This window comes from Albimonas sp. (genome assembly GCF_055129145.1).
On record NZ_JBSRTQ010000045.1, the window covers coordinates 15,177 to 28,290 of the forward strand.

Below are 13,114 nucleotides of genomic sequence, written 5' to 3' on the forward strand. Positions count from 1 at the left end.
TCTCCCATGCCCGACCTCTTGATCGAACTTTTCTCCGAAGAGATCCCGGCGCGCATGCAGGGTCGCGCGGCCGAGGATCTGAAGAAGCTGGTGACCGACGCCATGGTGGAGGCCGGGCTGACCTACGAGGCCGCCGCCGCCTTCGCCACGCCCCGCCGGTTGTGTCTGGCTGTGGAGGGGGTTCTGAAGGCCACCCGGCCCACGCGCGAGGAGCGAAAGGGCCCCCGCGCCGACGCGCCCGAGAAGGCGGTCGAGGGCTTCTTGCGCTCCACCGGCCTGACGCTCGATCAGCTGGAGCGGCGGGCGGACAAGAAGGGCGAAGTGCTCTTCGCCACCATCGAAAAACCGGGCCGCGAGGCGGCGGAGGTGGTGGCCGAGGCCCTGGAAGGCGCCATCCGCAATTTCCCCTGGCCGAAATCGATGCGCTGGGGGACGGGCAACCTGCGCTGGGTGCGGCCGCTGCATTCCATCATCTGCCTCCTTTCCGATGAGGCGGGGGCGAGCGTCGTCCCGCTCGACATCGACGGCATCCGCGCCGGGGACGAGACCCGGGGCCACCGCTTCATGTCGCCGGGCGCGATCCGGGTGACGGGGTTCGAGGACTACCGGGCGAAGCTCCTCGCCGCCCATGTGGTGCTGGACCCGGCCGAGCGGGCCGAGCGGATCTGGCATGATGCGACCCAGGCCGCTTTCGGGCTCGGCATGGAGGTCGTCGAGGACCGCGGGCTGCTCGCCGAGGTGGCGGGGCTGGTCGAGTGGCCGGTGGTCCTGATGGGGCCCATCGGCGAAAAATTCCTCGGCCTGCCGCCGGAAGTGCTGCAGACCTCGATGAAGGAGCACCAGAAGTTCTTCTCGGTGCGGAACCCCGCCACCGGGCGCATCGAAAAATTCGTGACCGTGGCCAACCGGGAGACGGCGGACGCCGGGGCCACGATTCTGGAGGGCAACGGAAGGGTGCTGGCCGCGCGCCTGTCGGATGCGCTGTTCTTCTGGGAGAACGACCAGCGGACCGTGGAGCGTGGGGGGATGGAGGCGCTGTCCGCCCCGCTCGCCGCGGTGACGTTCCATAACAAGCTCGGCTCCCAGTCCGAGCGCATCGCCCGCATCGCCGCGCTGGCGCGCGAGATCGCGCCCTCCGTCGGCGCCGATCCGGCGCTGGCCGAGATGGCGGCGAAGGTGGCGAAAGCCGATCTTTCGTCGGCCATGGTCTACGAGTTTCCCGAGCTGCAGGGCGTGATGGGCGGTTACTACGCCCGCGCCGCCGGGCTGTCTGACGAGGTGGCGGACGCCTGCGCCGCGCATTACGCGCCGCTGGGGCCAGGGGACGCCGCCCCGACCGCGCCGGTCTCGGTCGCCGTGGCGCTCGCCGACAAGATCGACATGCTCACCGGCTTCTGGGCCATCGACGAAAAGCCCACGGGGTCGAAGGATCCGTTTGCGCTGCGTCGCGCGGCGCTGGGCGTGATCCGCACGATCCTCGACAACGGGGTCCGCGTGGTGCTGACCCGCGCGCTCGCCTCGGGCGCGCTGGCCAACGAAGTCAACGCCCCCGACCATGCCGGCCCGGTGGAGGCGTTGGTGCCTGACCTGCTCTCCTTCCTTGCCGACCGCCTGAAGGTGCATCTGCGGGCCGAGGGGCTGCGCCATGACGTGATCGAGGCCTGTTTCCAGCTTGGCGGGCAGGACGACCTGGTGCTGCTGGTCGCCCGGGTGCGGGCGCTGCAGGCCTTCGTCGACTCCGAGGACGGGGCGAACCTGCTGCAGGGCCATCGCCGCGCGGTGAACATCCTGACGGCGGAGGAGAAGAAGGACGGGATCGAATACTCGCTCGACCCGGACGTCAAATTCGCCGAAGGGCCGGAGGAGAAGGCGCTCTTCGCCGCCCTCGACGCCGCCGAGCCCCGGATCGCCGCGGCGCTCGCCCACGAGGATTTCGCCGCCGCCATGGCCGCGATGGCCGGGCTGCGCGCGCCCATCGACGCCTTCTTCGACGCGGTGCAGGTCAATTCCGACAACGGCATCATCCGTCGCAACCGGCTCTGCCTGCTCAACCGCATCCGCGTGGTGATGCAGCGCGTCGCCGTCTTCGGGGCGCTGGAGGGTTGAGGGGAAAACGTAGGGCGGGCGCCAACCCGCCTTCCGCTGGTTCCGCCGGGCTGAACGCAAGCCGCGCGGGCCGGGGCGGGGCAGGGTGCACCCTTCCGCCCCCCGCGCCCGAGGCCCCATGTCCGTCCCCATCGCGCCCTTCACGCTGAACATCCCGCAAGCCGAGCTCGACGACCTCAACGCCCGGCTCGACCATGCCCGCTGGCCGGAGGCGGAGGCGGTGGGGGACGACACGCAAGGCGCGCCGCTCTCCCGGATGCGCGCGCTCGCCGACTACTGGCGTCACCAATACGACTGGCGGCGGTGCGAGGCGCGGCTGAACGGCCTTGGCCAGCACAAGGCGGAGATCGACGGGCTCGGCATCCATTTCCTCCATGTCCGCAGCCCCGAACCGAACGCCCTGCCGATGGTGATGACCCATGGCTGGCCCGGCTCGATCATCGAGTTCATGGAGGTGATCGGCCCGCTCACCGACCCCGCCGCGCATGGCGGAGACCCGGCCGACGCCTTCCATCTCGTCCTGCCCTCGCTGCCCGGCTTCGGGTTCTCGGACAAGCCGGCCAAATCGGGCTGGGGCGTGGCGCGGATCGCGGCGGCCTGGGGGGCGCTGATGCCGGCGCTGGGATATGCCCGCTATGTGGCGCAGGGGGGCGACTGGGGGTCTGCGGTCACCACCGCGATGGGCGCGCAGCGGCCCGTGGGGCTGGAGGCGATCCACCTCAACATGCCGAGCTTCCCGCTCGACCGGCGCGACACGTCCGACGACCCCGCGATCCGCCGCGCGATCGCGGCCAACACCCGCCACCGCCGCTGGGGCACGGGCTATTCGCGCCAGCAATCCACAAGGCCCCAGACGCTGGGCTACGGCCTGACCGATTCCCCCATCGGCCAGGCGGCGTGGATCTATGAAAAATACTGGGAATACACCGACCATGACGGCGACGCCGAGGCGCTGCTGGGACGGGACGCGATGCTCGACAACATCATGCTCTACTGGCTGCCGGCGGCGGGCGCGTCTTCGGCCCGGCTCTACTGGGAGAGCTTCGGGGCCGGATACGCGATCCCGGAGGTGGAGATCCCGACCATGGCCACCGTCTTCCCGCGCGAGATCGTGCCCGCGCCGCGCGCCTGGTCCGAAAAGATCTACAAGAACATCGCCCGCTGGACCGAGGCCGAGCGCGGCGGCCATTTCGCCGCCTTCGAACAGCCCGGGATCTTCGTGCGCGAGCTGCGCGACGCGTTCCGGCCGTTCCGGTGACGCGCGGCCGCCGCAGCGCCTTCATTCGATGTTATCGAATACGTCGCAAAGCCTCGCCTGCCTTTCCATTTCCCACGGCCCCGGCTAGGCTTGCTGCATAGCACAATGGGCAAGGAGGCGCGCCATGCGCCCCGAAACGGACCTGTCGCACGACCTGATCGCCCCGCTGGGCCCCGGCGGGGCCGAGGAATCGGCGCGCTTCGGGCGCAAGGCGGCGACGCTGTCGCGACTCATCGGTCTCGGCATGCCGGTGAAGCCCGGCTTCGCGGTCTCGGCCGAGGCGGTCGCCCGGCTGGGCGCGGAAGGGGCGGAGGCGCTGGGCGCGGGCTTCGACGCGGCGCTGGCGGGGCTCGCGCCGGGCGGGCTGCTGGCGCTGCGCGCCTCTCCGGGCAAGAAGGAATGGGGCGGGCCGGCGACGCTGCTCAATCTCGGGGCCTCGGTCGAGGCGCTGGAGCCGCGCATCGGCCCCCGCGCGGCCCGCGACGCCACCCGCCGCCTGATCCACGCCTATGCGGTCCATGTCGGCGGCGCCGATCCCGAGGCCTTCGAATACGCGCTGCATGACGCGCTGAAGGACCATGGCGCGGAGACCGAGCGCGATCTGGACGCCGAGGCGCTGGACGAGCTGATCGCGACCTTCCTCGACCTGCATGAGGAGGAGACGGGCGATCCGTTCCCCCTGACCGCCGCCGATCAGCTGGCGGGCGCGATGCGGGCGATGGCGCGGATGTGGGGCTCCGTTTCCGCCCGGCTGCTGCGCGCGTCGCGGGGGGGGCCGGAGACCGGCGGCCTCGCGCTGATCGTGCAGGAGATGGCGATGGGGCTCGCGCCGGACCTGTCGGGGGCCGGGCGCGTGGCGTTCCGCTCCGAGCAGTCGGGGGAGCCGGGGCTGCGGGGCCGGATGCTGTTTCAGGCGCAGGGCAACGACGCCTCCGCCGGTCTGCGCACCCCGCGCCTGATCGGGGCTGCGGAGCGGCGGGAGGCGGGCGTGCGCGACCCTTCGCTGGAGGAGGCCGCGCCGGCCATCGCCGACCGTCTGCGCGCGCTCGGCGCGCTGGCCGAGCGGCATTTCGCCGAGGCGATGGCGCTGGAATTCACGCTGGAGGGGGGCGAGCTGTCGGTGCTGGGCGCGGATCCCATCCGCCGCACGCCGCGCGCCGCGGTGCGGGTGGCGGTGGATCTCGCCAAATCCGGCGCGATCCAGATCGAGGACGCGGTGCTGCGGGTCGAGCCGCGCCTGCTGTCGGAACTGCTGCACCCGACCATCGACCCCCTCGCGCCGCGCGACCTTCTGGCCCGCGGCCTGCCTGCGAGCCCCGGGGCCGCGCACGGCCCCATCGTCTTCGCCGCCGAGGCCGCCGACGCCGCCGCGGCCCGCGGCATCCCCGCCATCCTGGTGCGGGTGGAGACGAGCCCCGAGGACATCCGCGGCATGCACTCCGCCGCCGGCGTGCTGACCGTGCGCGGCGGCATGACCTCTCACGCCGCCGTGGTGGCGCGGGGGCTGGGGACGCCCTGCGTGGTCGGCGCCTCGGGGCTTTCGCTCGACATGCAGGCGCGCGAACTGACCGCGCCGGACGGGCGGGTGTTCCGCGAGGGCGATCTGATCACCGTGGACGGCTCGGCCGGGGAGGCGCTGGCCGGCGCCGCGCCCACCGTGCAGCCCGAGTTTTCGGGCGCGCTGGCCGAGCTGATGGACTGGGCCGACGGCATGCGCCGCATGAAGGTGCGCGCGAACGCCGACACCGCGCAGGACGCCCGCGTGGCGCTCGGCTTCGCGGCCGACGGCATCGGGCTGGCGCGGACCGAGCACATGTTCTTCGAAAAGGGCCGGATCACCGCGATGCGCCGGATGATCCTGGCGGAGAAGGAGAGCGACCGCCGCGCGGCGCTCGACCAGTTGCTGCCGATGCAGCGCGCCGATTTCATGGCGCTTTATCGGGTGATGCAGGGCCGCCCGGTCACCATAAGGCTGCTCGACCCGCCGCTGCACGAATTCCTGCCCCATGCCGACGACGAGCTGGGGGAGCTGGCCGAGGCCACGGGCCTGTCGCTGCGCGCGCTCCGCCGCCGCATCGACGACATGCAGGAATTCAACCCGATGCTCGGCAAGCGCGGCTGCCGGCTGGGCGTGACCATGCCCGAGATCTACGAGATGCAGGTCCGCGCCATTTTCGAGGCCCTCGCCCAGTCCTGGACCGACGGCCCCCTGGTCGTGCCCGAGATCATGATCCCGCTGGTCTCGGCCAAGCGCGAGGCGACGATGATCCGGCGCACCATCGACTCGGTGGCGATCTCGGTCTCGGCCGAAACCGGGCGGACCTTCGCCTACAAGGTCGGGGTGATGGTGGAGACGCCGCGCGCCGCCCTGCGGGCGGGGGACCTGGCCGAGGATCTCGATTTCCTGAGCTTCGGCACCAACGACCTGACGCAGATGACCTATGGGCTCAGCCGCGACGACGCCGGGCGCTTCATGCGCGATTACGTGAACCTCGGGGTCTTCGCGGAGGACCCGTTCCATACCCTTGATCTCGAGGGGGTGGGCGAGCTGATGGTGATCGCCGCCGACCGGGCGCGTGACCACAAGCCGGGGATCCCCCTGGGGCTCTGCGGCGAGCATGGCGGCGACCCGGCCTCGATCCGCTTCTGCGAGGCGGCGGGCTTCGACTACGTGTCCTGCTCGCCGTTCCGGGTGCCGATCGCCCGGCTCGCCTGCGCGCAGGCCACCATTCTTCAGCGACGGGTGCGCGAGGCTTCGGCGGCGGGCAAGGCGGCGGAGACGGCGGCGGAATGACGGATACCACGGTGGAGATGAGGGCCGAGACGCAGGAGACCGACGGCGCGGCCGCGCTGGCGGCGCTGCGCGCGGGCGGCAAGGCCAGGCTCGCCCGGGCGCTGGCGCGGATCGAGAGCCATGCCCAGGCCCCGGAGACGGCGGCCCTGCTCGACGCCGCCCACCAGGCCCCTCAGGGCCATGTCATCGGGCTGACCGGCCCGCCGGGGGTCGGCAAATCCTCGCTCGCCAACCGGCTGGTGTCGAACTGGCGCAGGCGCGGTCTGACCGTGGCGGTGATCGCGGTGGATCCGTCGTCGCGCCGGTCCCGCGGCGCGCTTCTGGGCGACCGCACCCGCATCGCCACCGACCCCGAGGACGCGGGCGTCTTCGTCCGCTCCATGGCCGCGCGCGACCGGCTGGGGGGGCTCGCCGAGCTGACCTTTCCGGCGATGATCCTGATGCGCGCGCTCTATGACCGGGTGCTGGTCGAAACCGTCGGCGTCGGCCAGTCCGAGATCGAGATCGTCGACATGGCCGACACCGTCGCGCTCTGCGTTCAGCCGTCGTCGGGCGACGCGCTGCAGTTCATGAAATCCGGGGTGATGGAGGCGCCGCACCTGCTGGTGGTCACCAAGGCCGACCTCGGCGGACCCGCGCGCCGGGCGCTCGCCGACCTCAAGGGGGCGCTGTCGCTGGCCCCGCCGCGACCTGACGGCAGCGTCCCGCAGGCGCTGATCTGCTCGTCCACCTCGCCCGACGGTGCCGACGATTTCGTCGCGGCGCTGGAGGCGCGGGCGCATGGAATGACCCCCGCCAGCCTCGCCGCGCAGCGGCTGGAGCACGCCCGCGCCTGGGCGCGGACCACGATACAGGCCGAGTACGGGAGGATGGGATCGCGGCTGGGCGGTGATTCTCTGAACTCGCCCAAATTTCGCCAAACTCCTTTCTCGACGACGCTGATGACGATGGCAAGCCTCCACGAAGCGCTGCGAAACCAATTTTCTTAAGTTTGGTTAATCCCTTATAAAACATGGCCTTAGTTGGCGGTTGCGTCGGATGGCGCAGGCCGCTGCGCGCTTTATGGCTGGATTTCCCGGTTTTGGCCGTGGTCTTAGGCGGGCAGACACATGGAAACGATCCAGGAGAGGCCCGATGACGCGATCAAACGATCGCCGGGCCGCGCGCCGCCCGGCGGCCGCGTCCCCTCGTCAACGCACCCGCTCGGCGGTCGCGATTATGGTATCGGCGCCCCGCGCCGCGTTTCGGACGGCCGTCGCCGTCGCTGTCGTCGCCACGTTTCTCGGCGCCGTTTCCCCGGCCCAGGCGGAGGCCCGCGCCGACAGCCCACGCTCGGTTTCCCCGGCTTTCGAGCCGGGCTTCGTTTCGGCCGCCCTGGCGGTGGAGCGTGAGAAGCTCGCCGGTTTCGCCGCCCGTCGCGGCGCGGTCGATCTCGACGCGGTCGAGGGGCGGGTCACCCCTCGCTCCGGCATGCGCGCGCTCGAGCATCTGAGCATCGAGGACCGCTCCACCCTCGCCTCCCTGCAGCGGGGCGGCTCGCGGGCCGCCGCGGGGCTCTCCGGGGTCGCGGGGCAGGGCCGGCTCGAATGGGCCGACTTCGAGGGGCTGGACGCCGCCGGCGACGCCCAGTGGCAATGCCTCGCCGAAGCGCTCTATTTCGAGGCCCGCGGCGAGACGCTGGCCGGCCAGGTGGCGGTGGCCGAGGTGATCCTCAACCGCGTGGATCGTCCCGACTACCCCAACACCGTGTGCAAGGTGGTCCGCCAGGGCGCCTCGCGCGCGCGCTACGGCTGCCAGTTCTCCTACAACTGCGACGGCAAGTCGGATGCGATCAGCGAACGCGACGCCTATCAGCGGGTGGGCAAGGTGGCCCGCGGGATGCTCGACGGGCATGCGCGCACGCTCACCGAAGGCGCCACGCATTATCACGCCGACCATGTGCACCCGCGCTGGGCGAAGCGGTTCGACCAGACCGCGGAGATCGGCGTCCACATCTTCTACCGGGCGCCCGGCGCCTACGCGAGCCGCTGAGCCCGGCCCAGGTCGCGCGCCGGGCTTTCCCGCGCGCGACCCTGCCAATTTCTCCGAAGGACCTCGGGTGCGCGCCGGGCGTCCGCCCGGGGGGCCGGAGGCGGACGATCCCGACTGGCGTTCTGCGCCGGCCGCCTTCAGCCATCCCGAGCCGCCGCCGCGATCCGCGGGGCTTCCCGATCGCGCGGCATGATTCCCCCCCGACCGTCCCGGCCTCTGAAAATCCAGGTCCGATGTCTCCGTTTCCGGGCGAAACAATGTCCTTGGATCGGACGTGATTTGCTGTTTTTCGGCGAGCCAGCCCGAAATCCGGGAATTTCGGCGCGCGATCGCCGATTGCGGTCAACTTCGACGACAACCTTAGGTTGACTCTTGGCCTGCGTCGGAAAAGGTTCATTCACGTATTCCGTTTTCACGCTGGGGGAACAACGTGAGCTCCAACCTTCTGGTTCTGCACACCTGGCCTCCGGGCTGCGCCGCCCGGGCGATCGACCGCGCGGTGTTCGCGGCCAATGTGCCGGAGGCGCGACGGTTGATTCTGAAAGATCCGATGCACGGGCTCCGCTCACGCTATCCGGCGGCGCTGGAGCCGTTGTCGGAGGAGCTGCGCGTGGTCTCCGGCCGGCTGCCCTTCGGCTATCTCGACGGCCAGCGCGACCGGATCATGCATGTCTGCGTCCTCTCCGATCCCGAGCGCGCCTTCCTGCGCTTCGCCGCAGCGCTGTCGATCCTGTCCGAGCATCACGTGATCAACGCCACCGGACGTTCGGGCGCGGATCTGCCTCTGGCCGATCCCGAGGATCTGGTGACCCGCCTGCTCGATCTCCAGCCGGTGCGTGCGCGCCGGATCGGCCTGGCCACGCGGCTCTGCGCCGGCCTGCCGCTGTTCTCCGACACGGCGCCGGACGCGACCCAGCTCGCCGCGGCGCTGGCCAATCTGGGGCGGGTCAACGCGCTCTGCGGGCGCGAGGAGGATCTGGACGACTTCGCGCGCTACCTCACGGACGTCTTCGGCTGGCCGGTCCCGCAGGAGACGCTGAGCGGCAGCCTGGCCCCGCCGATGGCGCCGCCGGCGAGCCTGTCGCCGCGGCTCCGCGATCGTCTGCGCTGCGCGCTCGACATCGATCTCCGGCTCTACGCCGCGGTGTCGGGAGAGGTCGGGGTTCGCGTCGCCTGAGGGAGGCGGCCAGAGTTAACAGATCGTCAACCATCTTCGCGTCATCCTGCGCAAAAGCACCGCGCAGCACGCGGTTCGGGCGCAGCAGGGAGGCCGCGATGACCAAGGGCGTCTGTCTGATCGGACCGGGGGGCGGCAGCGGCCTGCAAGCCTATGCCAGGCAGGTGGCGGAGGAGCTCGCCGCGCGCGGGACGGCCGCCTGGACCGTGCCGGCCCGCGGGCCCTTCGTGCTCACCTCGCCGATCTTCTTCGCGGCGGCGGCGTTCCGGCTGATCGCTCTGGCGATGAGCGGGCGCGTCGACGCCGTGCATCTGATGGTGGCCGAACTGGGAAGCCTCTGGCGAAAGGGGCTGCTGGCGGCGCTGGGGCGGGCGCTGGGGCTGCGGGTGGTGATCCATCTGCACGGGCCAGACCTCGTCGCCGCGGCGCGCGACGCCTGGCTGCCCACGCGGCTGGCGATGCGGATGGGGGCGCGGATCGCGCATGTGAACCTGGCGCTGGGGCGCGACCTCGCCCGCTTTCTGATCGAGGATCTGGGCGCGCCGGCCGACCGGGTGGCGATCCTGCGCAACGCGCTGCCCGACGCGCCCCCGGTGCGGCGTCAGCTGCCGGCGCGCCCGGGCCGCGACCGCCCGCTGCGCGTGCTGTTCGTGGCGCCGATGACCCGCTGCAAGGGCGCGCGCGCGGTGGTGCAGTCGCTCGCCATGCTGCGCGCCCATGGGATCGAGGCGGAGGCGGTGCTCGCGGGCTCCGGCCCCGAGCGGGTCCATGCCAAGGCGGAGGCGCGTCGCCTGGGCGTCGCCGCGGATTTCCCGGGTCGGATCAGCGCCGCTTCGGCCGAGGATCTGATGGAATGGGCCGATGTGCTGGCCTATCCCTCATCGCGCGGGGGGCTGCCGCTGACCCTGCTGCAGGCGCTCCGGGCGGGGCTGCCGGCGGTGGCCGCGCCGGCCGGCGACATCGGCGAGGCGTTGCCGCAGGGCGACGGCCTGGTCCATATCCCGGCGCGCGACGCGGCTGGGCTCGCCCGGGCGCTGGAGCGTCTGGCCAACGATCCGCCGTGGCTGGCGGCCCTGGGCGATGCCGCGCGCCTGGTGTTCGAGACCCGGTTCCGCATGGACCGCCATGTCGACCGGCTGGAGGCGCATTACGGCTGGACCGAACCGCAGCCGAGCGGGATCGAAGCGCCCGGCCAGCTCGCCTGAGGCGCGGTCCGGGGCGGGCGGGCGAACCGCCCGCCCGCCCCGGAAGCCGTCAGAGCCAGTCCTGCAGCATCGGGATCAGCGGCAGGTCGGCTTGGGGCATCGGATAGTCGCGCAGCGCCGCGGGCCGCGCCCAGGCCAGCCGTTGCCCCTCGCGCCCCTGCGCCGTCCCCTGCCAGCGGCGGCAGACATAGAGCGGCATCAGCAGGTGGAACGTCTCGTAGCCATGCGAGGCGAAGGCGAGCGGCGCGAGGCAGCTCGCCCAGGTCTCGATCCCCAGCTCCTCATGCAGCTCGCGGATCAGGCAGGCTTCGGGCGTCTCGCCGGTCTCCAGCTTGCCGCCGGGAAACTCCCAGAGCCCGGCCATGGGCTTGCCCTCGGGCCGCTGGGCGAGCAGGATCCGGCCGTCAGGATCGACCAGCGCGCAGGCCGCGACCAGCACCAGCGGCTTGGCGGAGGGGGCGGGGTCACGGGTCGGAATGTCTTGCATGGCGCGGCGGCTCCTGGACCAGTCGGTGGGCGCTTCATTGCCTGTTGCCGGGCGCCGGATCAAGGCGACGCGGGGCAGGGTGACGGCGGCCTGCGCCTCAGCCCGGCGACGGCCCGACCTCCCGTTGCCCCGGCCTCCCGATGCCCCGGCCTCCCGATGCCCCGGCCTCCCGATGCCCCGTCCTCCCGATGCCCCGTCCTCCCGTTGCGTCGACCGGAGCGCGGCGATGCCCCAAGGCCTCGCGATACGTCTGACGCGGGTCGCGCACCGTCGCCGGCCGAGGCCGATCCGCCGCGCGATCAGCCTGATCCGCCCTGACCTTCCGCCGTCTCCGCAAGAAGACCCTGCGATTCCCAGCAGGACGGACTGCAAGCGAGGAGACGTCGCCCCCCTCGTCCCCGTCTCCGAGCCGCGCGGGCGCCGCGTTCCCACCTGCGATCCGTCTGCGCGCGGCTCCCGGACCGGGGACCGCGCGCAAGGATGGGATCAGGAGCGGTAGTCGGCGTTGATCTCGATGTAACGCTTGGTCAGGTCGCAGGTCCACACCGTGGCGCTCCCGGACCCGACGCCCAGATCCACCCCGATCTCCAGCTCCGCCTGCTTCATGTAGGCCGCACCGTCCGCCTCGCGGTAGTCGGGCGACACCCAGCCGGCCTCGGCCACGGTGAACTCGCCGAAGCGGATCGAGAGCAGGTCCCGGTCGGCGGCCTCGCCCGATTTGCCCACCGCCATCACGATGCGCCCCCAGTTGGGGTCCTCGCCGGCGATGGCGGTCTTGACCAGCGGCGAGTTGGCGATGGCGAGCCCGACCTTCTTCGCCGCCCGGTCGGTCTTCGCGCCGGTCACGGTGATCGCCACCAGCTTGGTCGCCCCCTCGCCGTCGCGCACGATCTGCAGCGCCAGATCGCGCAGCACCCGCTCCAGCGCCGCGGCGAAGGCCGCCGCGCGCGGGTCGCGCTTGGAGGCGATCGGGTCCATCGCCGCCCGCCCCGTCGCCGCCACGAGCACGGTGTCCGACGTCGAGGTGTCGCTGTCCACGGTGATGGCGTTGAACGAACGATCCGCGCTCTCGGCCAGCATCCGGCGCAGCAGGTCCCGGTCGATGGCCGCGTCGGTGAACACGAAGCCCAGCATCGTCGCCATGTCCGGCGCGATCATGCCCGAGCCCTTGGCGAAGCCCGCGATGGTCACCTTGGCGCCGTCCAGCGCCAGCACCTCGGACGCCCCCTTGGGGAAGGTGTCGGTGGTCATGATGGCGCGCGCGGCGTTCTCGCCGGCGTCCTCGGACAGCGCGGCGGTCAGGTCGTCGAGCTTCGCCGCGATCCGCTCATGGGGCAGCGTCTCGCCGATCACGCCGGTCGAGGCCATCCACACGCCCGATTTCGGCGCGCCGGTGGCGGCGGCGACGGCTTCGGCCAGCGCCTCCACCGCCTCGGCTCCGCTGCGGCCCGTGAAGGCGTTGGCGTTGCCGGAATTGACCAGGATCGCCTGGGCGCCCTTGACGCCGGGCGCGTCGCGCAGCGCCTCGCACCACAGCACCGGGGCGGAGCGGGTGGACGAGCGGGTGAACACCCCCGTCACCACCGAGCCGGGCGAGAGCATCGCCAGCATCACGTCCTTGCGGCCCTTGTAGCGCACGCCCGCCTCGCCGGCGGCGAAGCGCACGCCCGCCACCGGCGGCAGGTCGGGGAAGGCGGCGGGGGCGAGCGGCGAGACCTTCGGCGCCGCCTTCGCGGGCTTGGCCGCGACGGGGGCTGCGGCCGGCGTCTCGGCAGGGGTTTCCGCCGCCGGAAACACGTCGCGCAGGGCGGCGTCGAGCGTCGCGACCTCGGTCTTCAAGACGTCGAGACGGGCGAGAAGGTCCGCGCGCGAGGTCGGCGCGCTCTTCTTCTTGCCGCCGGATTTCTTCTTCTTGCCGTCGCTGGCCATGGCGTCCCCCGGGGCTCGATCCTCGATGCGCCGGTCAGGTGCCGGCGTTCAGCGCAACGAGATAGCGCGTGCGCGGGGCGAGGACACGCGGCGAGTTGATCCGGGGCGGGGCAGGGGGCGGGGAAAA

At 72.0% G+C, this 13,114-nt stretch carries 9 protein-coding genes; 7 read left to right on the top strand and 2 right to left on the bottom strand.

Annotation, left to right across the window (positions count from 1 at the left end):
- Positions 1–6: 6 nt before the first annotated feature.
- The 7 genes from glyS to ACTB72_RS09445 all read left to right on the top strand — a co-directional run bounded on the left by glyS (position 7) and on the right by ACTB72_RS09445 (position 10,571).
- Positions 7–2,106, top strand: coding sequence for a glycine--tRNA ligase subunit beta (glyS, locus tag ACTB72_RS09415; RefSeq protein WP_463036732.1), 2,100 nt, complete (start codon positions 7–9; stop codon positions 2,104–2,106).
- A gap of 118 nt (positions 2,107–2,224) precedes the next feature.
- Positions 2,225–3,364, top strand: a complete 1,140-nt coding sequence (locus ACTB72_RS09420) for an epoxide hydrolase family protein (RefSeq protein WP_463036733.1) — start codon at positions 2,225–2,227, stop codon at positions 3,362–3,364.
- A 124-nt stretch (positions 3,365–3,488) separates the two neighbouring features.
- A complete protein-coding gene (ppdK, locus tag ACTB72_RS09425) occupies positions 3,489–6,158 on the top strand; it encodes a pyruvate, phosphate dikinase (RefSeq protein ID WP_463036734.1) in 2,670 nt (889 codons plus the stop codon).
- Complete coding sequence (locus tag ACTB72_RS09430; RefSeq protein ID WP_463036735.1) at positions 6,155–7,147, top strand: ArgK/MeaB family GTPase; 993 nt, start codon at positions 6,155–6,157, stop codon at positions 7,145–7,147. The genes ppdK and ACTB72_RS09430 overlap by 4 nt, the downstream gene beginning before the upstream one ends.
- 229 nt (positions 7,148–7,376) lie before the next feature.
- Positions 7,377–8,189: a cell wall hydrolase gene (locus ACTB72_RS09435; protein WP_463036736.1), complete on the top strand. Its 813-nt coding sequence runs from the start codon at positions 7,377–7,379 to the stop codon at positions 8,187–8,189.
- A gap of 430 nt (positions 8,190–8,619) precedes the next feature.
- Positions 8,620–9,366: a hypothetical protein gene (locus tag ACTB72_RS09440; RefSeq protein ID WP_463036737.1), complete on the top strand. Its 747-nt coding sequence runs from the start codon at positions 8,620–8,622 to the stop codon at positions 9,364–9,366.
- Between the two features lie 98 nt (positions 9,367–9,464).
- Entirely contained in the window at positions 9,465–10,571 is a 1,107-nt protein-coding gene (locus ACTB72_RS09445; RefSeq protein WP_463036738.1) for a glycosyltransferase family 4 protein, read from the top strand.
- A gap of 49 nt (positions 10,572–10,620) precedes the next feature.
- On the opposite strand, the gene ACTB72_RS09450 is transcribed toward ACTB72_RS09445, so the two are convergent.
- Together ACTB72_RS09450 and argJ are read right to left on the bottom strand one after the other, a co-directional pair.
- Positions 10,621–11,058: a (deoxy)nucleoside triphosphate pyrophosphohydrolase gene (locus ACTB72_RS09450; protein WP_463036739.1), complete on the bottom strand. Its 438-nt coding sequence runs from the start codon at positions 11,056–11,058 to the stop codon at positions 10,621–10,623.
- A 486-nt stretch (positions 11,059–11,544) separates the two neighbouring features.
- The gene (gene argJ, locus ACTB72_RS09455) at positions 11,545–12,987 is read right to left on the bottom strand and encodes a bifunctional glutamate N-acetyltransferase/amino-acid acetyltransferase ArgJ (RefSeq protein WP_463036740.1); all 1,443 of its coding nucleotides are present in this window, start codon (positions 12,985–12,987) and stop codon (positions 11,545–11,547) included.
- Positions 12,988–13,114: the final 127 nt, after the last annotated feature.

What these genes read in the sequence shown, in the direction of transcription:
- glyS (WP_463036732.1), top strand. Translation starts at nt 7, where the DNA reads ATGCCCGACCTCTTGATCGAACTTTTCTCCGAAGAGATCCCGGCGCGC.
- argJ (WP_463036740.1), bottom strand. Translation starts at nt 12,987, where the DNA reads ATGGCCAGCGACGGCAAGAAGAAGAAATCCGGCGGCAAGAAGAAGAGC.
- ACTB72_RS09445 (WP_463036738.1), top strand. Translation starts at nt 9,465, where the DNA reads ATGACCAAGGGCGTCTGTCTGATCGGACCGGGGGGCGGCAGCGGCCTG.
- ACTB72_RS09435 (WP_463036736.1), top strand. Translation starts at nt 7,377, where the DNA reads ATGGTATCGGCGCCCCGCGCCGCGTTTCGGACGGCCGTCGCCGTCGCT.
- ACTB72_RS09420 (WP_463036733.1), top strand. Translation starts at nt 2,225, where the DNA reads ATGTCCGTCCCCATCGCGCCCTTCACGCTGAACATCCCGCAAGCCGAG.
- ACTB72_RS09430 (WP_463036735.1), top strand. Translation starts at nt 6,155, where the DNA reads ATGACGGATACCACGGTGGAGATGAGGGCCGAGACGCAGGAGACCGAC.
- ppdK (WP_463036734.1), top strand. Translation starts at nt 3,489, where the DNA reads ATGCGCCCCGAAACGGACCTGTCGCACGACCTGATCGCCCCGCTGGGC.
- ACTB72_RS09450 (WP_463036739.1), bottom strand. Translation starts at nt 11,058, where the DNA reads ATGCAAGACATTCCGACCCGTGACCCCGCCCCCTCCGCCAAGCCGCTG.